Source organism: Glycomyces tarimensis (assembly GCF_054776215.1).
On sequence record NZ_BAAHCB010000018.1, the window covers coordinates 78,925 to 104,695 of the forward strand.

The following is a 25,771-nucleotide window of genomic DNA, read 5'->3' on the forward strand; positions in this document are numbered from 1 at the left end:
GGCTCGGGAACGTGTTGGACGAGCTTCGGATCCAGAACCTGGGCGTAATCGCCGATGCCACGCTTCCGCTCGCTCCCGGCCTCACCTGCATCACCGGCGAGACCGGCGCTGGGAAGACCATGGTCGTCGCCGGTCTCGGCCTCCTTTTCGGGGGCCGCGCCTCCCGCGCCCCCATCGGCACTGCGAAGGCCCTTGTGGAGGGCCGCTTCATGGTGGGTGAGGGCGCTCTCGAACTGCGCGAACGGGCGATCGAGGCCGGCGCCGAACTCGAGGACGGCGAGCTGCTGCTGTCGAGGTCCGTGTCGGCCGAGGGCCGCTCGCGGGCCTGGGTCGGCGGCAGGGCCGCGCCCGTCGGCGTGCTCGCGGAACTCGGCGAGCTGGCCATCTCGGTCCACGGCCAGTCCGATCAGATGCGGCTGCTTCAGCCCGCCGAGCAGCGGGCCGCGCTCGACCGCTTCGCCGGCGCCGATCACGGCAAGCTCCTCGACGCTTACAAGGCCGCCTACACCGAACTGGGCGAATGCGCCGCCGAGCTGTCGCGCCTGCGCACCAGCGCCCGCGACATGGCCCGCGAGGCCGACATGCTGCGCCTGGGGCTTGAGGAGATCACCGCCGTCGACCCGCAGGAAGGCGAGGACGGCGAGCTCGCCGAGGAGGCCCGGCGCCTGCAGAACGCCGAGACGCTTCGCCAGGCCGCCGCCACCGCGCACGCGGCGATCACCGGGGACCCGACCACCGGTGACGGGGGAGCGTCCGACACCGTCGGCGCCGCCGCCCGCGCCCTCGAGCACGACGCCGCCGACGACCCGAAGCTCGCCGAGTTCGCCGAGCGTCTGTCGGAGGCGGGCGCGCTCCTGTCGGAGGCCGCCGTCGACCTCTCCAGCTACCTTGACGAGCTCGACGCCGACCCGACCCGACTCGAGGAGATCTACGGCCGCCAAGCGGCCCTGAAGTCGCTCTACCGCAAGTACGCCGAAGACCTGCCGGGCGTGCTCGCCTGGGCGGAGCACGCCCGCAAACGCCTCGGCGAGCTCGATGTCTCCGATGAGCGGGTCTCCGAACTCGAGACCCGCCACGGCGAACTGTCGGCGCGCGCCGGCGATCTCGCCGCGCAGGTGCGCGCCTCGCGCCTGGCCGCCGCCGAGCGCTTCTCCGATGCCGTCTCGGCCGAGCTCAAGGGCCTGGCCATGCCGCATGCCTCGGTCACGGCCTCGGTCCAGCCGCGCCCGGCCGGCCGAGGCGGTGTCGACCTCGTCATCGAGACCGCGATCTCGGGCGCGAACGAGGACGGCGCCGATGAGGTCGAGCTGCTCCTGCGGCCGCACCCCGGCGCGGTGCCCGCCGCGCTGCACAAAGGCGCCTCCGGCGGCGAGCTCTCCCGTGTGATGCTCGCCATCGAAGTGGTCTTCGCGGAGATCGGCGGGCCGCCCGTGCTCGTCTTCGACGAGGTCGACGCCGGCGTCGGCGGCCGCGCCGCCGTCGAGATCGGCCGCTGCCTGGCCAAGCTCGCCCGCCGCTATCAGGTCCTCGTCGTCACCCACCTGCCACAGGTCGCGGCGTTCGCCGACCGCCACCTGGTCGTCAGCAAGGACACCTCGGGGGCCGTCACCGTCTCGGGCGTCCGCGTCGTCGACGACGCCGAGCGGGCACGTGAGCTTGCTCGCATGCTCGCCGGAATGCCCGATTCCCACCTGGGCGTCGCCCACGCCGAAGAACTGCTGGCGGAAGCCGCGAAAATGAAGGCATAGCGCTCCTCGGCTCGTCGGGCGGAATTTACCCCGCCCGATCTCGCTCAGAGGGCGCGCCGCTGCCTCGTGATGGAAGACGAGTGGCATGATGATGCACGATGCGTGTACCTAGCTTGCGTTTGCCCGGCCGTAACCCGGAGTCGTCCCCCGGGGACGACCGGCTGGTCGGCACCGCCCGACTCGACCGCCGGACGAAGCGGTTGTGCGGCCGCCTCGAACCCGGCGACGTCGCCATAATCGACCACGTCGACCTCGACCGGGTCGCCGCCGACTCGCTCGTCGGCACCGGCGTGGCCGTCGTCGTCAACGCCTCCAAATCGATCTCCGGTCGCTACCCGAACCTCGGCCCCGAGGTTCTCATCAATGGCGGCATCGTCCTCATCGACGACGTCGGCGACGAGATCTTCGACCGGGTCCGCGAGGGTCGGAGCGTGGCGGTCGACGGCAACCGGATCCTCCTCGGCGACGAGGAGATCGGCGCAGGCACGCTCCAGACCGCCGAGAGCGTCGCCGCCGACATGGAGGCCGCCCGCGAGGGCCTGTCCGTCCAGTTGGAGGCGTTCGCCGCCAACACCATGGAGTACCTCAAGCGCGAGCGGGACCTCCTGCTCGACGGCGTCGGCGTGCCCGACGTCAAGACCGACTTCAACGGCCGCCACGCCCTCATCGTCATCCGCGGCTACAACTACAAGGAGGACATCGACGTCCTCCGCCCCTACATCCGCGAGTTCAAGCCCGTCCTGGTCGGCGTCGACGGCGGTGCGGACGCCCTCTTGGAGGCCGGCTACACGCCCGACATGATCGTCGGCGACATGGACTCGGTCTCCGACGACGCCCTGCGCTGCGGCGCGGAAATCGTCGTGCACGCCTACGCCGACGGACGAGCCCCCGGCATGGAGCGCATGCACAAACTCGGCGTGCCCGCCATCCCGTTCCCCGCGGCCGCCACCTCCGAGGACATCGCCATGCTCATGGCCGACGAGAAGGGCGCCTCGCTCATCTGCGCGGTCGGCACCCACGTCACCATGGTCGAATTCCTCGACAAGGGGCGCGGCGGCATGGCTTCGACGTTCCTCACCCGTCTGCGCGTCGGCGGCAAGCTCGTCGACGCCAAGGGCGTCTCGCGCCTCTACCGGCAGGACATGTCGATCTCGGCGCTCCTGCTGCTCATCGTGTCCGCCCTCGCCGCCATGGCGACCGCCATCGCCATCTCCACCGTCGGACGATCCTTCATCGACGTCATCGCCGACTGGTGGGACGGTCTGCTCTTCCAAATCCAAAGGCTCTTCTCGTGATCAACTTCCGGTACCACCTCGTCTCGCTCACCGCGGTCTTCCTGGCGCTCACCGTCGGCCTCATCCTCGGCACCGCCGCCCTCAACGAGCCGGCGCTGGCCGTGCTCGAAGCCAACAGCCAGAGCCTGCGGGACAGCAACAACGCGCTGCGCGAGGAGATCGAGAAGCTGGAGGAAGAGCTCAACGACGACCAGTCGTTCGCCTCCGAGATCGCCCCGTCCTACCTCGACGGCATGCTCACCGACCGGCCGGTCCTCGTCGTGGTCCTGCCCGGCGTCGAAACCCAGGTCGTCGAGTCCGTCCACCAGATGCTCGACTACGGGGGCGCGGCCAGCGCCGGGCAGATCAGCCTCCTCGACGACTACCTCGACCCGGCCAACAACGGCGCGCTCGCCAACCTCGTCGACACCGTCACCCCCGACACCATCGAGGCACCCGTGACCTACGACGGCGTCGAGGCCATGAGCACCGTCCTGGCCGCCGTCACCACCGGCAGCTCGCAAGGCCAGCCCGTCGAGGTCACTCCGGCCGACATCACCACCGTCACCACCGGCCTCGAAGAGCTCGGCATGCTCACCGTCGAGGAAGAGCCCACCGGCGCCGCCGAGGCCGTCCTCGTCCTCGGTTCGGCGACCGCCACCGACTCCGAAGCCGAGGAGCGCAACGAGGGCGTGGTCAGCATCGCGAGCGCCTTCGCCGCCGACGACCCCACCGTCTACGCCACGACCTCCTCTGCCGGCGACGGCAATCCGATCGCCGTGCTTCGCGGCGAGGACACCGAGGTCACGATCTCCACGGTCGACAACGCCAACACGCCGCAGGGACAGATCGCGGCCGTCGTCTCCCTGTCCGACCTCATCACCGAGGGGACGGTGCACCACCTCGGCACCGGGGAGGGCGCTGAAGGCCTGCTCCCGGAAGCGGCCTAGGATTCCGCCCATGAGCGAGTTGAGCCGCACCGTTGGGCGGGCGTTCCTCGGCGGTGTCGCCGCCGGAGGGACCATCGCCGCGATCAGCGCCGTCCGTCGTTCGAAATGGTCGAAGCACCTCGACCGCGTCAACCACCGGGGCGACACGGTCAGCCTCGCCGAAGGACCCGGCGTCACCGTCGGCGCGACCGTGGCCGCGGTAGCCGGCTCCACCTCGCCGGCCTACGCCGCCGCCGCGGCCACCGCCGGGCTCGCCGCCGGCGGACTCGGACTCTACGACGACATGGCCGACACCAAGGGCGAGAAGGCCAAAGGCTTCAAGGGCCACCTCACCGCCCTGCTCAAGGGCCGCGTCTCCGCAGGATTCGTCAAGGTCGTCGGCATCAGTACCGCCGGACTCGCCAGCGCCGCACTCGTCGACGCCGTCAGCGAGCGGCGGCCGGCGCACTGGCTCGCACGGCTGTGGAACATCGGCGTCGGCGGCGGCGTCATCGCCGGCACGGCCAACCTCATCAACCTGTTCGACCTGCGTCCCGGGCGGGCGCTCAAAGTCGTCGCCGTCGTCTCCGCCCCGCTGTCGCGCCCCCCGGGGCCGAAGGCGCCTGGCACCGCCGCGAGCGGCGCCAACACGGCCATCGCCGTGTCGGCGGCCGCGGCGGCCGCGATGAGCGACGACCTCGAAGGCAAGACGATGCTCGGCGACTGCGGCGCGAACGCCCTCGGCGCCCTCCTCGGGCTGTCCTACATCGCCCGCACCGGCCCGGTCGGCCGCCACATCGCCCTCGCCGGCGTCGGCGCGCTCATCGCCGCCAGCGAGCGCGTCAGCTTCACCAAGGTCATCGCCGACACACCGGTGCTCCGGGGACTGGACGAGCTGGGCCGGACCAAGGCGTGACCGACACCCGACGAGAAGTCGGTCGTGCCGCCACCCTCATCGGTGCGATCACCATTGGTTCCCGCCTGGCTGGGTTCGGGCGGATGCTGGTGTTCACCTGGGCCGTCGGGTACGTGACGCTTGGCACCGCCTACCAGAGCGCCAACACCATCCCGAACCTCATCTTCGAGCTCGTCGCCGGGGGAGCGCTCGCCGCGCTGGCGGTGCCGCTGCTGTCGGCCCCGCTCGCCCGCCGCCAGCCCGAGCAGGTCGACCGGATCGCCTCGGCGCTGCTCACCTGGTCACTCACGGCCCTCATCCCGATCGCGCTCGCCGTCGCGCTACTCGCCAGGCCCCTGGTCGAACTCGTCGCCGGCGACGAGGTCGCCCCCGCCACGATCGACACCGGCACCGAGATGCTCGTGCTGTTCGCGCCGCAGCTGCCGCTGTACGGCATCGCGGTCGTCCTCACCGGCGTCCTCCAGGCCCACCGCAAGTTCGCCTGGCCTGCGCTGGCGCCGCTACTGTCGAGCGTCACGATGATCGCCGTCTACGTCGCCTACGCCGCGATCTCGGGGCACGAAGGCAACGCGTCCAGGGTGACCCAGAACGAGCTGCTGCTCCTCGCGCTCGGCACGACCCTCGGCGTCGCGGTCCTCGCCGGGTGCCTGTTCATCCCGCTGCGGCGGCTCGGCCTGAGCCTCAAACCGACGTGGCGCTTCGACGCCCATCTCACCGCCAGCGTCAAGGCCCTCGCGATCGCCGGCATCATCACGCTCGGCGCCCAGCAGCTGTGCCAGTTCGTGCTGCTGCGCCTCGCGAACAACGCCGGCGACGGCCCGGTGGTCGTGTTCACCGTCTCGCAGACGTTCTTCCTGCTGCCGTGGGCCGTCCTCGCCGTCCCCTTCGCCACCGCCGCCTACCCCAACCTGTCCGAGGCGCACGCGCTCGGGCAGACCCGCGTCTACCAGCGCACCATCGCCGGCACCGGCCGCGTCGTGCTCGTCCTGTCTGGTCTCGGCGTCACCGCGCTGGCCGGCCTGGCCGAGCCCATCGCGGCGGTCCTCGACCGCGTCCAGGACACCGCCCCGAAGGGCGACATCAGCATGACGCTCGCCGGGCTCGCGTTCGGCCTGTTCGGCTACTCGATGTTCGCCGTCTACTCCCGCGGCCTGTACGCGGTCGACCGCGCCTACGCCGCCGCGGGCGCGACCGCCGCCGGGTGGGGTTCCGCGGCGATAGCCGCCGTCGTCCTCTCGGCGGTCATGCCCGTGGAGCATCGCACGCTCGCGCTCGCCATCGGCTGGTCGATCGGTATGACCGTCACCGGGCTCGCGCTCACCGTCGCCATCGGCGTCAACACCGGCGCCGCCAGCCTCAAGGGCTTGGGCCGCGCGCTCGCCGCCGCGCTGTGCGCCACCGCGGCCGCCGTCGCCGCCGCCCGCGGCCTCATCGCCTGGTGGGGACCGGCGGGCTCGATCGGCTCGGCCGTGGTCGAGGGCATCGGGGTCGGCGCCCTCGCCGTCCTGGTCTACGTTGGTGTCGCGGTCGCCGTCGACCGCCGCGACATACTCCGGGCGCTCAGACGCGGCACTGGCAGAATACGACCGACCGAAGAACCAGAAGAGAGCGGAGAAGACCAGTGAGCCACCGACGCATCGCACTGGTGCTGGGCCCCTCCACCGGCGGCATCGGCACGCACGTCGCCTCCATGGCCTCCGGCCTGGTCGAACGCGGCGACGCCGTCCTCGTGATAGGCCCGCCGGAGACGGAGGAGCGCTTCGGCTTCCGCTCCCGTGGCGCGCGCTTCGCGCCCGCGCCGATCACCGCCAAACCCTCGCCCGAACTCCCGCTCGCCTGGTGGGCCGCGCGAGGAGCCCTGCGCGGCGCGACCGGCCGCGGCGTCGACGTCGTCCACGCCCACGGCCTCACGGCCGGGATCACCGCGCTGGCCGCCCGCCCCCGCCACGCCGCACTCGTCACCACCTGGCACAACCAGCTCATCACCTCGGGGGCCAAACGCAAGCTCGCCGACCAGATCGAGAAGCGCCTGGCCCGAGGCGTCGACGTCGCCCTCGCCGCCTCCTCCGACCTCCACGACCACCTCATCGCGCTCGGCGCGGCCGACGCCCGACTCGCGCCCGTCGCCGCCCCGCCCCGCCGCGCCGAGGGCGACGCCGCGTCCATCCGCGCGGAACTCGGCCTCGATTCGCGCCCGCTGGTGCTCTCGGTCGGTCGCCTCCACGTCCAGAAGGACTACGACACCCTCATCGCCGCCGCGCGGCGCTGGAGCGACCTCGATCCCGCACCGGTCGTCGCTGTCGCGGGGGACGGCCCGGAACGGGACCGTCTCCAGGACCTCATCGACGCGACCGGCGCCGACGTGCGCCTGCTCGGCCACCGCACCGACGTCGCCGACCTCCTCGCCGCCGCCGACCTCGCCGTCGTCACCAGCCAGTGGGAGGCCCGCCAGCTGTTCGCCCAGGAGGCCCTCCAGGCCGGCGTCCCGCTGGTCGCCTCCCGCACCGGCGGCATCCCCGAACTCGTCGGCGACGCCGCCGTCCTGTTCGAGGTCGGCGATGTCGACGCGCTCGACACCGCCGTCCGCGGCCTCCTGACCGAGCCCGCACGGCTCGGAGAGCTCAGCGAGGCCGGCCGAGCCAAGGCCGCGACCTGGCCCAACGAGGAGCAGATGCTCGATGCGCTCGACGCGCTCTATATGGAACTGACCGGAAGATAGTCGACCTGTGCTGGAGAAGTTCGAGATCAGGCGCCTCGCCCGGCGGCTTCGCAGATTCGTGGCGCGCCACCGCGCCACCGTCGCCGCCTGGGCGGCCGTCGCCGTCCTCGCGGCGATAGCCGCCTGGCAGATCCTGCCTCCGCCCACCGAGGAGCGCGTCCCCAGCTCCGTCGAGTCGGTCACCGTCGTCGGCGTCGGCGGGCTCACCTGGACCGACATCGACGAGGAGACGACGCCCAACCTGAGCGAATTGGCCTCGACCGGTTCCCTCGCCGAACTCAACACCAACTCCGCCCGCAACTTCACCTGCACCCTCGACGGCTGGCTCACCCTCTCGGCCGGGGCGCCCGCCGTCAGCACCACCTTCGGCGACACCGCTGACTGCGGCGCGGTCGACTCGGACCAGATCATCGACGAAGGCGACAGCGCCACCGTCGGTGGCCTCACCGAGCTCGTCCAGCTCAACCGGGACCTCGGTGAGGGCACCGAACTCGGCATGCTCGCCGCCGGCACCTCATGCGCCACCGCGATCGGCCCCGGCGCCGCCTACGCCACCGCCAACTCGGTCGGCAATGTAGCCGACTACGAGCCGACCGTCCCCGAAGGCGAGGAACTCGTCGAGACCCTCGGCGAATGCCCTCTCACGGTCGTCGACGGCGGCATCCTGCCCGCCGACGAGTCACAACGTGAGGCCGCCCTGGCCGACCTGGACGAGACCATCGGGGAGCTCCGCGAAGCCCGCACCGAGAACTCGGCCCTCATCGTCACCGGCATCAGCCAGACCGTCGAGCCCAACCGGCTCCTCGCCGCCGTCGCTGATTTCGGCGGCCAGGACCAGCACAACCTCCTGGACCTGCCCACCGAGCGGCCCGGCTACCTGCGCCTGACGGACCTGACCGCCACGATCCTCACGCTGCTGGACGCCCCGCTCCCCGAGAACGTCACCGGCATCTCGGCGGGGGCCGTGTCCGACACGATGCCGCTGGACGAACGCCAGGCGATCTTCGACGACACCGACCAGCGGCTCCTCGCCGCCGCCGTCGCCGCGCCCGCCACCCAGTGGCTCCAAGTGCTCCTGTTCCTGGCGCTGACCTTCGTGGCCTGGCCGCTGCTGCACCTGCTGCGCCGTGCCGGGCAGCCGGGCGTCAAACCGCCGCCGCTGTGGCTCATGCGCGCCAATATCCTCTTCGCGCTCGTGTGCGCCCTGTTCGTGGCCGCCGGCATCCTCGCCGACTTCTTCGGATGGTGGACCGCCTCCAGTCCGGGCATCGTCGGCCCGGCGACCGCGCTGGCGATCAGCGTCGTCTGCGCCATCGCCGCGATCATCCTGCCCCGCCGCCACAGCCCCGCCGGACTCATGGTCACCGTCTCCGCGTTCGGCCTGCTGGTCACCTTCCTGGCCATGCTCATCCACGCCTCCGCGCCGCTGGGGACGCTGCTGGGCGACTACACCGTCGCCGACTCGGCCTCCAATGAGCTCGGCCCGGTCGCCACCGGCATGTTCATCGCCTCGCTGTGGCTGCTCGCCGCGGCCGCGGCCTGGAGCCTGCCGCGCCACTTCCAGGCCCCGGTCATGGCCGGGATCGGCGCGCTCGGCGTCCTGGTCGTCTCCGTCGGCTTCCTCGGCGACTCCGTCCCCGCCGCCGTCGCCCTCACCGTCGGCACCTGCCTGGCCGCGGCCCTGGCGACCGGCGGCTGGGTGACCTTCGCGCGGCTGGCGTGGTCCGGTCTGGCCGGCGTCGCGGTCCTGCTGGGCCTGTCGTTGATCGACTATCAGCGGCCCGAGGCCGAACGTGGCGCGCTCGGCTCGTTCCTGGCCGGTCTCACCGGCGAGAGCAGGGGCGTCATCAGCTCCGGCGTCGGCTCGAACATCGTCGCCGTGTTCACCTCGCCGCTGAGCCTCCTGACGGTCATGGCCGGCCTGTACTGCTGGCTCATCCTCCTGCGCCCCGGCGGCGGCCTGCGGCGCGCCTTCGGGCTCTACCCGCCGCTGCGGGCGGCGTTCTCGGCCGCCGTCGTCGGCTCGGCCATCGCCGGCCTGCTGCTGGGCAAGGGCCTGATGAGCGTCGGCTCCGCTCTGGCCGTGATGGTGCCGCTCGCGATCATCGTCAGCCACCGGGTGCTCGCCCGCGCCCACGTCAAGGACGGCGAATATTCGGCCATGATCGTCGACGCACCTTCGTGGGTCGACGAGGGCAACACCGGGGAAAGTGTTAGTGTGGAATCCCGTGGATGATGCGATCCACCGACGGTGGTCGGCCAGGGCTCACAAGCCAGAGAACGGCCCGGCAACCGCTCGATCGGCACGATAACCACGGGAGTTCGCTTTGGCCAGCGCCGCCAACGGTCAGGTCCGTTCCACGAAGCACCTTTTCGTCACCGGCGGGGTCACTTCCGCCCTCGGCAAGGGCATGACCGCAGCCAGTCTCGGAAACCTCCTGACCTCGCGCGGCCTGTACGTCGTGATGCAGAAGATCGACCCTTACATCAACGTCGACCCCGGCACGATGAACCCTTACGAGCACGGCGAGGTCTTCGTCACCGAAGACGGCGGCGAGACCGATCTCGACATCGGCAACTACGAGCGGTTCCTCGATCGCGACCTGTCCAAGCACGCGAACGTCACCACCGGCCGGGTGTACTCCGACGTCATCGCCAAGGAGCGCCGCGGCGACTACCTCGGCGCGACCGTGCAGGTCATCCCGCACATCACCAACGAGATCAAGGCCCGCCTGGCGGCCATGGCCGATCCCGACCCCGAGACGGGCCGGGTGCCAGACGTGGTCATCACCGAGGTCGGCGGCACGGTCGGCGACATCGAGTCGCTCCCGTTCTTGGAGGCGATCCGCCAGTTCCGGCACGACATCGGCCGCGACAACTGCTTCTTCCTGCACGTCTCCCTGGTGCCGTACCTCGCCGCGTCCTCGGAGATGAAGACCAAGCCGACCCAGCACTCGGTGGCGCAGCTGCGCAGCATCGGCATCCAGCCCGACGCGATCGTGTGCCGCTCGGACCGGCCCGTGCCCGACGGCCTGAAGCAGAAGATCGCCGGCTTCTGCGACGTCGACGACGCGGCCGTGATCTCGGCGCCCGACTCGAAGTCGATCTACGACATCCCCAAGAAGCTCCACTCGGAGGGCCTGGACGCCTTCGTCGTGCGCAAGCTCGACCTGCCGTTCAAGGACGTCGACTGGACCGCCTGGGACGACCTGCTCGACCGTGTCCACAACCCCGCCACGACACTCGAGGTCGCCGTCGTCGGCAAGTACGTCGAGCTGCCCGACGCCTACAAGTCCGTCGTCGAGGCCCTGCACGCGGCCGGGTTCGCCAACCGCGCCAAGGTCAACGTCCGCTGGGTCGTCTCCGACACCTGCGAGACCCCCGACGGGGCGGCGAAGGCCCTGGCCGGCGTCGACGCGCTGGTCGTGCCCGGTGGCTTCGGCGAGCGCGGCGTACCCGGCAAGATCGGCGCGATCACCTACGCGCGCACCAACCTCGTTCCCACGCTCGGCTTGTGCCTGGGCCTGCAGTGCATGGCGGTCGAGGGACTGCGGGAGCTGTGCGGGCTGGTCGGCGCCGACTCCGAGGAGTTCAACGCGAAGGCCGAGCACCTCGTCATCTCCACGATGGCCGACCAGACCGACATCGTCGCGGGCCGGGGCGACATGGGCGGGACGATGCGGCTGGGCTCCTATCCGGCCAAGCTCGCCGAGGGCTCGCTCGTCGCCGAGGCCTACGGGACCACCGAGGTCACCGAGCGCCACCGCCACCGATACGAGGTCAACAACGCCTACCGCGACCAGCTCAGCAAGGCCGGGTTCGTCATCTCGGGACTGTCCCCTGACGGCCGCCTCGTCGAGTTCATCGAGCTCGACCGCGAGGCGCATCCGTACTTCGTGGCCACGCAGGCCCACCCGGAGCTCAAGTCGCGCCCGACTCGCCCGCACCCGCTGTTCGCCGGGCTCGTCGCCGCCGCGCTCGAGCGCGCCGCGGCCGACCAGCTCGACCTCGAGGCGAAGACCGCCTGAGCGACGGAGACCGGCCGCGCGGCGATGAACGCCACGCGGCCCGTCCGTCCACCGCTAGGAAGTCTTGGCGCGCAAGGCCCGGGCCACCACGACCAGTGCCACGGCCACCAAGGCCGAGCCGATGACCGCGGTCGTCTTGAGTCCGTGTGTGAAGGCCTCCCGTGCCGCCTCCAAGAGCGCCGCGCCCGCCTCGGACGGGAGCGAGGCGGCCACGTGCGTCGCCTCCCCGAGGGTCTCCTTGGCCGCATCGGGGGCCCCGTCGAGCTGGGCGCGGTAGATCCCGGTGGCGACGCTGCCGAGCACCGCCACGCCCATCGCGCCGCCGAGCTCGTAGGCGGTCTCCGAGATCGCCGCGGCGGCGCCCGCGCGGTCGGCCGGGGCGACCGCCACGATCGCGTCGTTGGTGACCGTCTGGACCAGGCCCGCCCCCGTGCCGATGATCGCGAAGGCGCCGACCACCAGTACCGCGCCTTCATCGACGCCGATGAAGCTCAGCGCGGCGAAGCCCGCGATGACGAACGCCAGCCCCGAGACGATGATCTGCACCAGCCCGAACCGCTCCGACAGCCGCACCGCCACGAGCCCGGCGACGACCGAGACGGCCATGCCCGGCAGCAGCAGCAGACCGGCCCTCATGGGGGAGTAGCCCAGCACCAGCTGGAGGTATTGCGTCAGCAGGAACAGCGAGGAGATCAGCGCGAACACGATCGTGAAGTTCGTGGCGATCGAGGCGCTGAACCGCCGGAGCCGGAACAGCGCCACGTCGATCAGCGGGTGCTCCAGCCGGAGTTGGCGGCGGATGAACAGCCATCCCGCGAGGCCGCCGAAGGCCATCGCGCCGATCGCGGGCGCCGACAGGCCGTTCTCGGCGATGCTCTTGACGCCGTAGACGGCGGGGAACATCGCAAGGAACGACAGGACCACCCCGCCCCAGTCCATCGGGCCCGGTCGGCCGTTGCGCGACTCGGGCAGCAGGAGCGGCGCGGCGACGAGCACCGCGATCGAGACCGGCGCGGCCATGAGGAACACCGAGCCCCACCAGTAGTGCTCCAGCAACCAGCCGCCCAGCACCGGGCCGGCCGCGGAGCCGGCCGAGAAGCCGGTGCCCCAGACGGCGATGGCGAACAGGCGTTGGCGGTCGTCGGTGAACAGGTTCCGCATGAGCGCCAAGGTCGTCGGCATGAGGGTCGCCCCGGCGACGCCGAGGAGGGCGCGCGCGGCGATGAGCGCCTCGGCGTTCGGCGCGTAGGCGGCGGCCACCGAGGCCGCGGCGAAGGCGGCCGAGCCGATGATGAGCAGTCTGCGGCGACCGACGCGGTCGGCGATCGATCCCATGGTGACGAGCAGCCCCGCCAGGACGAAGCCGTAGACGTCGACGATCCACAGCAACTGCGCGCTGGTCGGTCCCAGGTCCTCGGAGAGGAACGGCACGGCGAAGCCGAGTACCGTCATGTCGATAGAGATGAGCAGCACCGGGAGCACGAGCACCGCCAAAGCCGCCCACTGGCGGCCCGTGAAGCGCGCGCGGCGAGGCGCGCCGGAGCGCAGCGTCGTCATGGGTTCTCCCGAAGGTCGAGGATCTACTGTACCGTCCAGACGGTATAGTAGCAATGGAGGGGCGATATGGCGCAAGCCGAAATCACCACACGTGATCGAATTCTCAACGCACTGCAACGCATCCTCGTGCATGAGGGCAGCTCGGGCGTGACCCTGGAGAAGGTCGCCGCCGAGGCCGGCGTCTCCAAAGGCGGCCTGCTCTACCACTTCAGATCCAAGATCGACCTCTACGACGGCCTCGCCCGCCGCCACCGCAATGAGGAAGAGCAGCGCATCGCCGAAGCCAAGCGCACCGGCGTCGTCGAGGCGTTCCTGCGGGCCTCCGAGATCGATTCGGCCGAGTCCGCGGCCGGCCTGTGGGCGCTGTTCACCGCCCTCCGCGGCACCGAAGAGTTGTCCGAGACCGCCAGAGACGACGTCCTGTTCATCTTCAACGGCTGGTCCGAGGCCATCCACGAGCAGATCGACGACCCCGTCACCGCCGAGATCGTCCGCCTCGTCGGCGACGGGCTGTTCCTCTCGGCGATCTCCGGCGCGCCCCTGCCCGGCAACGACGTCATCGACAGGATCATCGGCCGCCTCAAAGACACCGCCGGAGAGTTAGTGTTGTCGCCGTGCATGAATACCGCGTTCGCGACACCGAGCAGATCCACCACGGCTGGTGCTACGACCTGATCGCCCAGACCGTCGAGATGCCCGGCGGCGGCACCGCCCGCCGCGAGTTCCTCGACCACTGCGGCGCCGTCGTCGCCGTCCCGCTCGACGAGGCCGGCCGCGTCGGCTTGATCCGCCAATACCGCGTCCCCGCCAAGGAAGTCATGTGGGAGCTCCCGGCGGGACTGCGCGACGTCGAAGGCGAGGACCCCCGCGTGTGCGCCGCGCGCGAACTCGCCGAAGAGGCCGACCTGCGTGCCGACCACTGGGCGAAGCTCGGCGAGTACTACACCACACCCGGCATCTCGAACGAGACCATCCACTACTTCGTCGCCACCGGACTCGCGCCCGTCCCCGCACCGGATCGGCACGAGCGCACCGACGAGGAGACCCACATCGAGCTCGTGTGGTGGGACCTCGACAAGGCCCTTGCGGCCGTCGCCGACGGCGAGATCCGCAACGGCGTGTGCGCACTGGCCTTGAACCTCACCAGACTTCACCTCGAAACTTCGAAGTGAAGGTTTCTTCCGAAAGCAGCGTTAGCCTCGTAGCCAAAACCGGGCCCGCACCGTTACGATCATCGGCGGAAGGCGCCGAAGCCTGACCCGTGCCGGTCCCCAAAAGGGAAAGCTGCGGTTTGGGGCCCGGCGCGTCATAGACTGCCTGCACGAGCCGCAAACCGGCTGGTGAACTGGCTCAACGCTTCGGAAGGAATCCGTGCCGTGAAAGTCGCCGTCCCCCGCGAGATCAAGAACAACGAATACCGCGTCGCCCTCACGCCGGCCGGTGTCAACGAACTGGTCGCCGCCGGCCACGACGTCGCCGTCGAGACCGGGGCCGGGCTCGGCTCGGCCATCACCGACGACGACTTCCGCGACGCCGGCGCACGCATCTGCCCCGACGCCGACGCCACCTGGGACGCGGGAGAGCTCGTCCTCAAGGTCAAAGAGCCCATCCCCGACGAGTACCACCGGATGCGCCCCGGGCAGACCCTCTTCACCTACCTCCACCTCGCCGCCAGCGCCGAATGCACCGACGCGCTCCTGGAACGCCGCGTCACCGCCATCGCCTACGAGACCGTCCAGGCCTCCGACGGCCGCCTGCCCCTCCTCGCCCCCATGAGCGAGGTCGCCGGACGCCTCGCCGTCCAGGCCGGCGCCTACCACCTCCAGCGCCCCGAAGGCGGCCGAGGCACCCTCATGGGCGGCGTCCCCGGAACGCCCCCCGCACGAGTGGTCATCATCGGCGCCGGCGTCTCCGGCATGAACGCCGCCGCCATCGCCGCCGGGATGCGCGCCGACGTCGAACTGCTCGACCTCAACGTCGACAAGCTCCACACCGCCGACGACCTCTACCAGGGCCGACTGCGCACCATCGTCTCCAACCGCTTCGAGGTCCGGCGCGCCTGCCGCCAGGCCGACCTCGTCATCGGCGCCGTCCTCGTCCCAGGCGCCAAAGCGCCCACCGTCGTCGACGACGAAGTCCTCGCCGAGATGAAGGACGGCGCGGTCCTCGTCGACATCGCCATCGACCAAGGCGGCTGCTTCGCCCACTCCCGTCCCACCACCCACGACGAGCCGACCTTCACCCACGAAGGCAAGGTCTTCTACTGCGTCGCCAACATGCCCGGCGCCGTCCCGAACACCTCCACCTACGCGCTCACCAACGCCACCCTCCCCTATGTCATGAAGCTCGCCAACCTCGGCTGGCTCGAGGCGCTCAAATCCGACACCGCGCTCGCCCGCGGCCTGAACACCTACGACGGCAACGTCACCAACGAGCCCGTCGCCCTCACCCACCACCTGCCGATCACCTCCGTCGCGAAGGTGCTCACCGACCACTGAAACCGAAGGGACAGCGGGCGATCTCACGCCGGGCGCCTCGGAGTCTCCCAAGCCGTCGACAGCCTCGATACACTGACGTACAGTCGCAATAACGAGCAAACGGTGAGACGCCCGGCACCCGGTGCCGTCCTTGCGCCCGGAGGGGTGAAGAAATGAGCAGTGTGGACAGCAATGACAAGTGGGAGGCCCTGCGTTCCGCGCAAGTTCCGCCCGCCGACTCGGACAGCGACTTGACCTCGGCCGACCCCGAGAGCTACACGGGCAAGCGCGACATCCCGCAGCCGCAGCCGCTGGAGCGCCACGGCCCCGCTCGCGTCATCGCCATGGCCAATCAGAAAGGCGGCGTGGGAAAGACCACCACGACGATCAACCTGGGCGCCGCGCTGGCCGAGTACGGTCGCAAGGTCCTGCTGGTCGACTTCGACCCCCAGGGCGCGCTGTCGGTCGGCTTCGGCACCAACCCTCACACCCTCGACCTCACCGTCTACAACCTCCTGATGCAAGAGGACGTCGACATCGACGACGTCATGATGAAGACGAACGTGGCCGGGCTGCGGCTGCTGCCGGCCAACATCGACCTGTCGGCGGCGGAGATCCAGCTCGTCAACGAGGTCGCCCGCGAGCAGACCCTCGCCAGGGTCCTGCGCCCGATCATCCCCGACTTCGACTTCGTCCTCATCGACTGCCAGCCGTCCCTGGGCCTGCTGACCGTCAACGCGCTCACAGCGGCGCACTCGGTCCTCGTCCCGCTCGAATGCGAATTCTTCTCTCTGCGTGGTGTGGCGCTGCTGCTCGACACCGTCGACAAGGTCCGCGAGCGGCTCAACTACGACCTCGAGCTCGACGGCATCCTCGCCACCATGTACGACTCGCGCACCACCCACTCCCGGCAGGTGCTCCAGCGCGTCGCCGAAGCCTTCGGCGACAAGGTGTTCTCGACGGTCATCACCCGCACCGTGCGCTTCCCGGAGACCACCGTGGCCGGCGAACCGATCACCACCTGGGCCCCCGCCTCCTCCGGCGCCCGGGCCTACCGCCAGCTCGCGAGGGAGCTCATCGCCGCCACCGACAAGTGATGGGACCGACCGGATCCGGCATCCCGCGCCACTCGGAACCCAGAGTTCACCCTTGGGCGCTCACGGCTCCCGTCTAAGCTTGCGTGCGTGACCGACCAGCAGCGACCCCAGCTCCCGCCCCAGCGGGACGTCGAGACGGCGGAGCCCGAGACCGGCTTCCACGTCCGCCTCGACAACTTCGAGGGGCCCTTCGATCTGCTGCTGCAACTGATCGGCAAGCACAAGCTCGACGTCACCGAGCTGGCCCTCCACCAGATCGCCTCCGAGTTCATCGCCTACGTCGCCGCCCTCGACGAGGCCTGGAACCTCGAGGAGACCTCCGAGTTCCTGCTCGTGGCCGCCACCCTCCTCGACCTCAAGACCGCCCGGCTGCTGCCGAACACCGTCATCGACGACGAAGAGGACCTCGCGCTGCTCGAAGCGCGCGACCTCCTCTTCGCCCGCCTCCTCCAGTACAAGGCCTACAAGGAGGCCGCCTCCCACCTCGCCGGGCTCGCCGAGACCGCCTCGACCCGCGTGCCGCGCTCCACCGGCCTCGAAGAGCGCTACCGCGGCCTGCTCCCCGAACTCGTCCTCGACATCACCCCCGAACAGCTCGCCGCCCTGGCAGGCAAGGCCATGAAGCCCAAACCGGTGCCGCAGGTCGGCACCGACCACGTCCACCAGCAGCGCGTCTCGGTCCGCGAGCACGCCGTGATCCTGACCCGCCGCCTCCAGCGCGTCCAGACCGCCACATTCCGTGCCCTGGTCTCCGACTGCGAGACCCACCTGGAGGTCGTCGCCCGGTTCCTGGCCCTGCTCGAGCTCTACCGGGAGGCCCTGGTCGGGTTCGAGCAGATGCAGGCGCTCGGCGAGCTGACGGTGCGCTGGCACGGCGGCGACGCGAGCGAGATCGAGGTCGACGAGTACGCGGGCAGTCCGCAGACGGGGGAGGAGCAGACAGATGAGTGAGCAGCCGTTCGAGGCCGAGGTCGCCCAGTGGCGGCCGCCGTGGCAGCGCGAGGAGGGCGGGGCCGCCCGGCCCGACACACCCGCCGACGAGCCGGCCGACGAGCGCGACGAGTACGCTCAGGCACTCGCTCAAGCGGAGCCCGAACCGCAGGCCGAAGCCGAGCCGGAGACGCCGCCGACCGCCGCCGCGCCCGTTCCCGACGACGTCGACCTCGGGGCCGTTCTGGAGGCCATCCTCATGATCGCCGAGGAGCCGCTTTCGGAGGACTTCCTGTCCTCGGTATTGGAGCGGCCACTTTCGCAGGTGCGCGAGACGCTCGGCCGATTGAGCGCCGAATACACTGGCGACGGACGCGGATTCGATCTGCGTCGCCAAGCCGGCGGCTGGCGGTTCTACACACGGACCGACTACGCCCGCTATGTCGAACGGTTCGTCACCGACGGCGCCTCCGCCCGCCTCACCAAGGCGGCCCTGGAGACGCTCGCCGTCGTCGCCTACCGGCAGCCGGTCACCAGGGGTCGCATCTCGGCGATCCGGGGGGTCAACTGCGACGGGGTCATCCGGACGCTGCTGGCGCGCGGACTGGTCGAGGAGTGCGGCTCCGACCCCGATTCGACGGCGACGCTCTACCGCACCACCACCCTGTTCTTGGAGAAACTCGGTTTGGACTCGGTCGCCCAGCTTCCAGAGCTGGCCCCGTTCCTGCCGGACGATGTGACGGATATCGAGGATGATGAACAAAGCTGACGCAGAAGGCGTACGCCTGCAGAAGGTGCTGTCCCAGGCCGGGATCGCCTCCCGGCGGGCGGCCGAGGACCTGATCGCCCGCGGCAAGGTCAAGGTCAACGGCGAGCCCGCGCGCCTCGGCCAGCGCGTGCAGACCGACAAGGACGTCATCCACGTCTCGGGCAAGCGCGTGATCACCGACGTCGACACCGTGTACTTCGCGATCAACAAGCCCCGCGGGGTCGTCTCGACCATGGAGGACGAGGAGGGGCGTACCTGCCTCGGCGACTTCACCGGCGGCATCGAGCAGCGCGTCTTCCACGTCGGGCGGCTCGACACCGACTCCGAGGGGCTGCTGCTGCTCACCAACGACGGGGAGCTGGCCAACCGGATCATGCACCCCTCGCACGGCCTGCCGAAGGTCTACCGGGCGCAGATCGCCGGCATCCTCGACAAGCCGACCTGGAACCGGCTGCTGTCGGGCGTCGAGCTCGAGGACGGCATGGCGAAGGCCGACAAGCTCAAGATCATCGACGAGCACGCCGGCCAGTCACTGATCGAGATCACCATCCACGAGGGACGCAAGCACATTGTGAGGCGGCTCATGGACGAGGTGGGGCACCGGGTCTCGCGTCTGGTGCGCACCGAGATCGGGCCGGTGAAGCTGCGGCTCCTCAAGCCCGGAACGATCCGCAAGCTCACCCCCGACGAGGTGGGGCTGCTGTACCGGGAGGTCGGACTCTAGCCTGCTGTACCGACAGCGTGGGCGACGGCCGGTTAGGCTTCGGACGTGTCAACCATTCTCAATATCATCTGGTTCGTACTCGCCGGGCTCTGGCTCGCCATCGGCTACTTCTTCACGGGGCTGCTGTTCTGCGTCTTCATCGTGACGATCCCGTTCGGGATCGCCAACATGCGGCTGGCCGGCTACGTGCTGTGGCCGTTCGGAAGGACGATCGTGCGCGAACCGGCGGCAGGATGCCTGTCGCTGGTCGCGAACGTCCTCTGGCTGATCCTGTTCGGCTGGGAGCTGGCACTGGCCCACCTGGTCACCGGTCTGCTCCAGGCGATCACGATCATCGGCATCCCGCTGGCGGTGGCGAACTGGAAGATGATCCCGCTCGCGCTGTGGCCACTGGGCGCCCGCGTCGTAGACAAGCCCTGACAGCCCGCAGCCAGGCATGATGTAGGTTTGCGTGGTTTGCAGTAGAAGAACGGAGCGAGACAGTGCCTGAGCACACCAAGAGCGCACCGGTCGTCGCGATCGACGGCCCGTCGGGGGCAGGAAAGTCCACCGTCTCCAAGACACTCGCGACCGCTATCGACGCCGCCTACCTGGACACCGGAGCGATGTATCGCGCCGCCACCTACGCGGTGCTCAAAGCCGGGGTCGACCCCTCGCAGACCGCTGAGGTCACCAAGACGGTCAAGAGCGCCACGCTCGAGTTCGGAACCGCCCCTGAAGACCCCTTCACTCGCGTCGACGGCGAGGACGCCGGCCTCGCGATCCGCCGCGACGACGTCACCCAGGCCGTCTCCGCCGTGGCGGGCAACAAGACCGTCCGCAAGCACCTCATCGCCGAGCAGCAGCGCATCATCGCCGAGGCGAAGAAGGGCATCGTCGTCGAGGGCCGCGACATCGTCGAGGTCGTGGCGCCCGACGCGGACGTGAAGGTCTATCTCACGGCCGACCCCGAGGCCCGCGCCAAGCGGCGCGCCCTGGAGTTCGGCGCTGACGAGTCCGCCACTAAGGCCGACATCGCGCGCCGGGACGGGGCAGACTCGAAGACGACGAAACCGCTCGAAGCGCCCGAGGGCGCCACGGTGATCGACTCAACCGACCTGCCGATCGTCGAGGTCGTCGCGAAGATCTTGGCTTTGCTGAACAACAGGGACATCAATGACTGACGAAGCGACCTGGGAAGAACTCGACACCGTCGAGCGAGCCCCGGTCCCGACGGTTGCCGTCGTAGGCCGACCCAACGTGGGCAAGTCGACGCTGGTCAACCGCATCCTCGGCCGCCGCGCCGCGGTCGTCCAGGACGAGCCGGGCGTCACGCGCGACCGGATCGCCTACGACGCCGAGTGGGCCGGCCGCGATTTCAGCCTCGTCGACACCGGCGGGTGGGACCCTGACGCCGAAGGCATGGCCGCGTCGATCACGATGCAGGCCGAGCTGGCGATGCGCACCGCCGACGTGGTGGTGTTCGTGGTCGACTCCCGCGTCGGTGCGACCGACGGCGACGAGGCCGCCGCGCGCATTCTGCACCGGGCGAAGAAGCCGGTGATCCTGGTGGCGAACAAGGTCGACTCGGAGCGCCAGCAGGCCGATGTCGCGGACCTGTGGCGTCTGGGCCTGGGCGAGCCGCACCCGGTGTCGGCCCTGCACGGGCGCGGCTCGGGCGACCTGCTCGACCAGATCGTGTGGGCCTTCCCCGAGGTGCCCACGGGACAGCTCAAGGAACGCGGCCCCCGCCGCGTCGCGCTGGTGGGCCGCCCGAACGTGGGCAAATCGAGTCTGCTGAACCGCCTCGCCGGCGAGGAACGCGCGGTGGTCGACAACGTCGCGGGCACGACCGTCGATCCCGTCGACTCCGTTGTCGAGATCGACGGCGAGGAATGGGTTCTGGTCGACACCGCGGGGCTGCGCAAGCGCGTCAAGTTCGCATCCGGCACCGAGTACTACGCCTCGCTTCGCACCGAGAACGCAGTCGAGGCCGCCGAAGTGGCGGTGGTCCTGCTGGACGCCTCGGAGCCGATCTCCGAGCAAGACCAGCGGGTGCTGACCCAGGTCGTGGAGTCCGGTCGAGCGCTGGTCCTGGCCTTCAACAAGTGGGACCTGGTGGACGAGGACCGCCGCTACTACCTGGAGAAGGAGATCGACCGGGAGCTGCTCCAGGTCGCCTGGGCGCCCCGCGTCAACGTCTCGGCCACGACCGGCCGCGCCATCACGAAGCTGGCGCCGGCGCTCCGCGAGGCTCTCGCAGGGTGGGGCCAGCGCATCACCACCGGCGAGCTGAACCAGTGGATCAGCGCGCTCCAGTCGGCCCACCCGCACCCCGTGCGCGCGAACAAGGCCCCGAAGATCCTGTTCGCGACCCAGGCCGGCACCGAGCCGCCGCGCTTCATCCTGTTCACCTCGGCGCTGCTCGACAAGCAATACCTCAAATACATCCAGCGGCGCCTGCGCGAGGACTTCGGCTTCCCGGGGACGCCGATCGAACTCGCCGTCAAGCCGCGCGAGCCCCGCAAGAAGGGCCAGCGCAAATAGCCGTTGACCAGGCGCGCCTCACATCGGGGACCTCGCCGCAGCGGTGCCGGAGACGATAGGCTACAGTTGTCACCGCTGCCGACGAGGCAGCGGAACGGGCTGTGGCGCAGCTTGGTAGCGCACTTGACTGGGGGTCAAGGGGTCGCAGGTTCAAGTCCTGTCAGCCCGACAAGAGAATGATTGTTCGAACCCTGGGCACCTTTTTGGGGCCCGGGGTTCTGACGTTTTGCCCTGTTGGTAGCCGCAGGCTCTGGATTCTTGCAGGTGCTCGCGGAGCGGCCGAACGTGAGTGGCAGGCTCGTCGAGGCCGATGCGGGGGCTCTCGGAGTCGTCGGCGTCGAGATGCAGCTTCTCGAAGCAGAGGGCGCCGAGGGTCTTGCGCAAGTCGTCGGGGAGCGCTTCGAAGAGCGCTCGCGGTTGGTCGAGTAGCCTCAGCAGGCTCGTAAGGCGTTGCCGGGCGGTTTCGAGGTCGACTGCGGTAGCTTCATCAAGGCTCTGCTTGATCTTGTCCCGCTCTAGGTTGATGTCCTTGAGCCGGTCGGTCAGCTTCTCGGTCGGCCATCCGTGTTGGCCGATGAGGTCGAGGCACTGATCTTCGAGGTGGCTGAGCCGGGTCAGTTCAGACCGCAGGCGCTGGCGCGGGGCCTTGGTGGTGATCTCACGGCTGTTGACGGCGTCGTTGAGATGTTGTTCGATCTCCGCGCGCTCGGCCTCGGTGACGGCAAAGGTGGCGTAGTGGGCGGCGACAGCCTTCTCGGCCTCTGCGAGCGGGAATCGCGGGAGGTCGCAGACGTGGTGCTGCCGTCCTTGCAATATCGTCAACGCATACGTACTTTGACCCCCTAACACAATTCGGGGCGCCAGCGGACCGTGATGATCGTGGTCTAGGGTCAGGCGATCCCCTTCCACGAAAGGCCCGCCGGTGCGCACGCTCTATGTCGTCACTCATCCTGAAGCGACTCACCATGTCGAGGGTCTGGTCGGGGGGTGGCACGATTCCCAGCTCACGCCCGCCGGTCTCCGTTCAGCGCGGTCCATCGGCCAGGCGCTGCGGATCCAGGTGCCCGACGGTGCCGAGGTGGAGCTGCATGCCTCCGACCTCCGGCGCACCACCCAGACGGCCAGAGCGATCGCCGAACACCTTGGGGTACAGCCGGTTCTGGATTCCCGCTGGCGGGAGATGTCGTTCGGCGAGGCCGAGGGCAGACCGGACGAGGAGTGGGACCGCCTCTTCACTGCTCCGCCGGCAGATGGGAACCGGATGGACCACGCCGATGTACCAGGCGCTGAAACGAAGTCAACAGTGGCGAAGCGCATCGGCGCAGCCATGGAAGAGATCCTTCAGCGATCGTGCGAGCACCAGATCATCGTCACCCACGGTTTCGCCTTGACGTTCGTGGTGGCCGCTTGGATTAAAATGCCGATCGAATCGATGGGGTACGCCGTCTTCAAGGCGCCCTCGGGCAGCATCACCACACTGTATGAGGACGACCTCTACCGCGGCCGCCTGGTCATCCGCCTCGGCGACACCCGCCATCTCGACACGGCCACGCCCGCGTAGCCGGTAATCGACCCACTTCGAGACCGTCATTCTGCCCGGCAGGAGCCGACTGGCAATGCCATCGCAGAGGCGCCCACATGCGTTCGAGTCGGCGCCAGCAAATCAGCGCCGAGGCAAGACTGGTGAGGGCTTCGTGCAGGTCAAGGCGGCGTTCCCAGCGGACGGCGAGGCGCTTGAACTGGTGGAGGTGCGAGATCGTGCGTTCGACGACCCAGCGCCGGTTGCCGAGCCCGATGATGTCGCGTCGCTTGCGCTGTGAGATCACTGCCAGGATGCCGCGTCGCTTGAGATAGGTCCGGAACGCGATCGAGTCGTACCCCTTGTCAGCCAGGATTGCATCGGGCTTCGACCGAGGACGGCCGACGCGCCCTGCGACCGGTGGAATGGCAGCGATGAGTGTCTCGGCCATGGCAATGTCGGGCACGTTGCCGCCGGTAGTGATGACCTTCAGCGGCAGTCCAGCTCCATCGCAGACCACATGATGCTTCGATCCGGGCTTGCCACGGTCGACCGGGGAAGGACCGACCCCAACGCCTCCTCGCTTGGCCTTCAGATGACTCGCGTCGACGCAGACTCGGGACCAGTCCAACTGGCCTGCCGCATGCAGCCGAGCCAGCAGCAGGCGGTGAAGCCCCTCGAAGACACCGGACTGGCACCACCGATCCAGCCGCCTCCAGCAGGTCATCCCCGAACCGAACCCGAGCTCCTGCGGCAGATGCTCCCATCCGATTCCAGTATGGAGCACGAAGAGAATTCCTTGGAGGCACAGCCAGTCCGAAAGGGGCTTTGGCCCGCGCTGTCTCGGAGGCCAACCGGCAGCAGCGGTTCGATCAGGGCCCACAGCTCATCCTCGACGATCCAGGGTTTGTTCACTCACCCAGAGAACAAACACGAGCCCACACCGCCCCACCAGTGTCGCTGCATCCCAATATGTTAGGAGGTCTTTGTAGCCTCCGCTGGCCTTTCAGTCCTTACTCACAACTGTGGAGGCATTGGAGATGACGTTATGACGAGCTCCAGTATCTCTATGGAGATAACGTTGCAGCCGGGGTCGACTACAACTTCCAGAGGATGTGTGGTACTTGTAATAGTTCCGCAGACGCTGCTTCTCACTTTATTCGGGATAGGAAGTGATCCAAGGAAGCTTGCCGAATATATTTCTGGTTTCGAGGGTAATATGACGCATAGCGACCCTTCGAGTTCAACAATTCAGTCTACCTATGATCATGAAAAGGGGGTGGTGATCATACAGAACGGATATATGATCCATGCCTACCATATGGAATGGGATAAGTTCACTCGGCGATTTACTGGATTGTGATTGGTGTATGAGATTTCGGTCGGTGATTAAGAGGTCAGGTTCTAGGTATATCCTTGAACTGTCGCAAAATTCGTATCGCCTTCTCATGAACTCCCTGCTGCATGCAATGAGAGTGTGTAATGGGGAAGAGGAAGTCCAGGTTGTGCTCTGCGGTTTTCCGTTTGAGACTATCCGTGATCGAATTGAGTCTGCGATTGAGCTAGATTACGGAAAATCAAAGAAGTATGGGCTTGATCTGAGCTTGCAGGAAGTTCATTCATGTTATGCATTGCTGATATCGGTAAAGGATCAGCTGAGTGCTTCCGAAGAAGATTTCAATCTCAAAGTCGGCTTCTTCAGGGACCATGCTTCGGAGCTGGCACAAGGAATTCTGAACGCGATGAGTTATCCGAAGGCAGAGGGCGGGCCAGCCTCGAATGGGCACGGTCGGCTAACTTGACTGCCGTAAGTTAGAACTGGTTTCAGATTTTGTTGAACCTGTTGCCATGTGACAACTGTGCTCATGTGCAGCGAAGCTGCGGCTTGGGGAACCTGGTTGCGAAGCATCCATGACAGCAGACTGTCGAAGTCAGCGGCGTGTGGGCTATGCCGCAGCCCAGTTGCGGAAGACGTAGCGGTGAACTTCCTTGAGACCCAACCTGAGGAAGGGACACAGGCAAGTTCATTCAAAAGCTGCTTCTGAGTGATGTCGGTACATCTGGAGCTTGATCACGGTCTGTAGTGTCCGGTCGGCTTTCGGCAGGGGCCGACGGTAGCCGGTGGCGAGGATCTTCCACGAGCGAAGATGCGCGATGCCCTGCTCGACTACCCACCGGCGCCGGTTCATTTGCCGGTTGAACAGCCACTCGGCGGTGGTGAGCTCGCGGTAGTCCGGTTTCCGGTACGGCGTCAACGGCACCACGCCGAGGTAGCCCAGGTCGCCGATCAGGCTCGGCCCCTCCCCGGACAGGTGAATCTCGTAGCTCTTCACGAGCCCGGATTCCTTGAACGCCTTGGCGTCGTGGACCGCTCCGACCACGATCTGGCCCCCATCGATGACGCTGCCGCGCAAGTCGGTGATGACCTGCGCGTTCAGGCCGGGACGCAGCCGCTTCCCAGAGAACAAGCCGACCGGGGCGGTGAGGTCTCGAGTGGGGAGGGGCTTAACCCTTTGACGTTGACACCTTGATCTCCCGGGCCGGTAGGGTTCGGGTTG

23 protein-coding genes, 1 tRNA gene and 1 pseudogene are annotated in these 25,771 nt (G+C 68.7%); 21 read left to right on the forward strand and 4 right to left on the reverse strand.

Going from position 1 to position 25,771, the window contains the following annotated elements:
• Positions 1–11: 11 nt before the first annotated feature.
• The 8 genes from recN to ACYVK3_RS13980 all read left to right on the forward strand — a co-directional run bounded on the left by recN (position 12) and on the right by ACYVK3_RS13980 (position 11,614).
• Positions 12–1,748 (forward strand): DNA repair protein RecN, encoded by a 1,737-nt coding sequence (recN, locus tag ACYVK3_RS13945; protein ID WP_460497935.1) that lies wholly within the window; start codon positions 12–14, stop codon positions 1,746–1,748.
• 98 nt (positions 1,749–1,846) lie between these two features.
• Positions 1,847–3,043, forward strand: a complete 1,197-nt coding sequence (gene steA, locus ACYVK3_RS13950) for a putative cytokinetic ring protein SteA (RefSeq protein WP_460497936.1) — start codon at positions 1,847–1,849, stop codon at positions 3,041–3,043.
• Complete coding sequence (locus ACYVK3_RS13955) at positions 3,040–3,972, forward strand: copper transporter (RefSeq protein WP_460497937.1); 933 nt, start codon at positions 3,040–3,042, stop codon at positions 3,970–3,972. Before steA ends, ACYVK3_RS13955 begins: the two co-directional genes overlap by 4 nt.
• Before the next feature lie 10 nt (positions 3,973–3,982).
• Positions 3,983–4,867, forward strand: coding sequence for a hypothetical protein (locus ACYVK3_RS13960; RefSeq protein WP_460497938.1), 885 nt, complete (start codon positions 3,983–3,985; stop codon positions 4,865–4,867).
• Positions 4,864–6,492 carry a murein biosynthesis integral membrane protein MurJ gene (murJ, locus tag ACYVK3_RS13965; RefSeq protein WP_460497939.1) on the forward strand — a complete coding sequence of 543 codons (1,629 nt, stop codon included), beginning with the start codon at positions 4,864–4,866 and terminating at the stop codon, positions 6,490–6,492. Before ACYVK3_RS13960 ends, murJ begins: the two co-directional genes overlap by 4 nt.
• Positions 6,489–7,586, forward strand: a complete 1,098-nt coding sequence (locus ACYVK3_RS13970) for a glycosyltransferase family 4 protein (protein WP_460497940.1) — start codon at positions 6,489–6,491, stop codon at positions 7,584–7,586. Before murJ ends, ACYVK3_RS13970 begins: the two co-directional genes overlap by 4 nt.
• Positions 7,587–7,593: 7 nt before the next feature.
• Positions 7,594–9,822, forward strand: a complete 2,229-nt coding sequence (locus ACYVK3_RS13975; RefSeq protein ID WP_460497941.1) for a hypothetical protein — start codon at positions 7,594–7,596, stop codon at positions 9,820–9,822.
• A 91-nt stretch (positions 9,823–9,913) separates the two neighbouring features.
• Entirely contained in the window at positions 9,914–11,614 is a 1,701-nt protein-coding gene (locus tag ACYVK3_RS13980; RefSeq protein WP_460497942.1) for a CTP synthase, read from the forward strand.
• Between the two features lie 54 nt (positions 11,615–11,668).
• Here the strand turns inward: ACYVK3_RS13980 and ACYVK3_RS13985 are convergent, their stop codons facing one another.
• Positions 11,669–13,171 carry an MFS transporter gene (locus tag ACYVK3_RS13985; RefSeq protein WP_460497944.1) on the reverse strand — a complete coding sequence of 501 codons (1,503 nt, stop codon included), beginning with the start codon at positions 13,169–13,171 and terminating at the stop codon, positions 11,669–11,671.
• A gap of 66 nt (positions 13,172–13,237) precedes the next feature.
• Here ACYVK3_RS13985 and ACYVK3_RS13990 point away from each other — a divergent pair, with 66 nt between their 5' ends.
• The 11 genes from ACYVK3_RS13990 to ACYVK3_RS14040 all read left to right on the forward strand — a co-directional run bounded on the left by ACYVK3_RS13990 (position 13,238) and on the right by ACYVK3_RS14040 (position 21,863).
• On the forward strand, positions 13,238–13,846 hold the full coding sequence (locus tag ACYVK3_RS13990) for a TetR/AcrR family transcriptional regulator (RefSeq protein WP_460497945.1): 609 nt from the start codon (positions 13,238–13,240) through the stop codon (positions 13,844–13,846).
• The gene (locus tag ACYVK3_RS13995; protein WP_460497946.1) at positions 13,786–14,343 is read left to right on the forward strand and encodes an NUDIX hydrolase; all 558 of its coding nucleotides are present in this window, start codon (positions 13,786–13,788) and stop codon (positions 14,341–14,343) included. The genes ACYVK3_RS13990 and ACYVK3_RS13995 overlap by 61 nt, the downstream gene beginning before the upstream one ends.
• Before the next feature lie 204 nt (positions 14,344–14,547).
• Positions 14,548–15,669, forward strand: coding sequence for an alanine dehydrogenase (ald, locus tag ACYVK3_RS14000; protein ID WP_460497947.1), 1,122 nt, complete (start codon positions 14,548–14,550; stop codon positions 15,667–15,669).
• A 152-nt stretch (positions 15,670–15,821) separates the two neighbouring features.
• Positions 15,822–16,745, forward strand: a complete 924-nt coding sequence (locus ACYVK3_RS14005; protein ID WP_460497948.1) for a ParA family protein — start codon at positions 15,822–15,824, stop codon at positions 16,743–16,745.
• An 87-nt stretch (positions 16,746–16,832) separates the two neighbouring features.
• Positions 16,833–17,696: a segregation and condensation protein A gene (locus tag ACYVK3_RS14010; protein WP_460497949.1), complete on the forward strand. Its 864-nt coding sequence runs from the start codon at positions 16,833–16,835 to the stop codon at positions 17,694–17,696.
• Positions 17,689–18,444, forward strand: a complete 756-nt coding sequence (scpB, locus tag ACYVK3_RS14015) for an SMC-Scp complex subunit ScpB (protein WP_460497950.1) — start codon at positions 17,689–17,691, stop codon at positions 18,442–18,444. The genes ACYVK3_RS14010 and scpB overlap by 8 nt, the downstream gene beginning before the upstream one ends.
• Positions 18,428–19,168, forward strand: coding sequence for a pseudouridine synthase (locus ACYVK3_RS14020; RefSeq protein WP_460497951.1), 741 nt, complete (start codon positions 18,428–18,430; stop codon positions 19,166–19,168). Before scpB ends, ACYVK3_RS14020 begins: the two co-directional genes overlap by 17 nt.
• A 45-nt stretch (positions 19,169–19,213) precedes the next feature.
• The gene (locus tag ACYVK3_RS14025) at positions 19,214–19,588 is read left to right on the forward strand and encodes a YccF domain-containing protein (protein ID WP_460497952.1); all 375 of its coding nucleotides are present in this window, start codon (positions 19,214–19,216) and stop codon (positions 19,586–19,588) included.
• 62 nt (positions 19,589–19,650) lie between these two features.
• Positions 19,651–20,331 (forward strand): (d)CMP kinase, encoded by a 681-nt coding sequence (cmk, locus tag ACYVK3_RS14030; RefSeq protein ID WP_460497953.1) that lies wholly within the window; start codon positions 19,651–19,653, stop codon positions 20,329–20,331.
• Entirely contained in the window at positions 20,324–21,694 is a 1,371-nt protein-coding gene (gene der, locus ACYVK3_RS14035) for a ribosome biogenesis GTPase Der (RefSeq protein ID WP_460497954.1), read from the forward strand. The genes cmk and der overlap by 8 nt, the downstream gene beginning before the upstream one ends.
• A 95-nt stretch (positions 21,695–21,789) precedes the next feature.
• A tRNA-Pro gene (locus tag ACYVK3_RS14040) sits at positions 21,790–21,863 on the forward strand.
• Here ACYVK3_RS14040 and ACYVK3_RS14045 read toward each other — a convergent pair.
• A complete protein-coding gene (locus ACYVK3_RS14045; protein WP_460497955.1) occupies positions 21,845–22,516 on the reverse strand; it encodes a hypothetical protein in 672 nt (223 codons plus the stop codon). The genes ACYVK3_RS14040 and ACYVK3_RS14045 overlap by 19 nt on opposite strands.
• Before the next feature lie 100 nt (positions 22,517–22,616).
• Between ACYVK3_RS14045 and ACYVK3_RS14050 the strand changes: the two genes are divergently transcribed.
• Complete coding sequence (locus ACYVK3_RS14050; protein WP_460497956.1) at positions 22,617–23,255, forward strand: histidine phosphatase family protein; 639 nt, start codon at positions 22,617–22,619, stop codon at positions 23,253–23,255.
• A gap of 79 nt (positions 23,256–23,334) precedes the next feature.
• Here the strand turns inward: ACYVK3_RS14050 and ACYVK3_RS14055 are convergent.
• A pseudogene (locus ACYVK3_RS14055) lies at positions 23,335–24,128 on the reverse strand (IS5 family transposase); the annotation flags it as partial.
• A gap of 533 nt (positions 24,129–24,661) precedes the next feature.
• Between ACYVK3_RS14055 and ACYVK3_RS14060 the strand changes: the two are divergent.
• Positions 24,662–25,015: a hypothetical protein gene (locus tag ACYVK3_RS14060; protein WP_460497957.1), complete on the forward strand. Its 354-nt coding sequence runs from the start codon at positions 24,662–24,664 to the stop codon at positions 25,013–25,015.
• 222 nt (positions 25,016–25,237) lie between these two features.
• Here the strand turns inward: ACYVK3_RS14060 and ACYVK3_RS14065 are convergent, their stop codons facing one another.
• On the reverse strand, positions 25,238–25,681 hold the full coding sequence (locus tag ACYVK3_RS14065) for a transposase family protein (RefSeq protein ID WP_460497958.1): 444 nt from the start codon (positions 25,679–25,681) through the stop codon (positions 25,238–25,240).
• Positions 25,682–25,771: the final 90 nt, after the last annotated feature.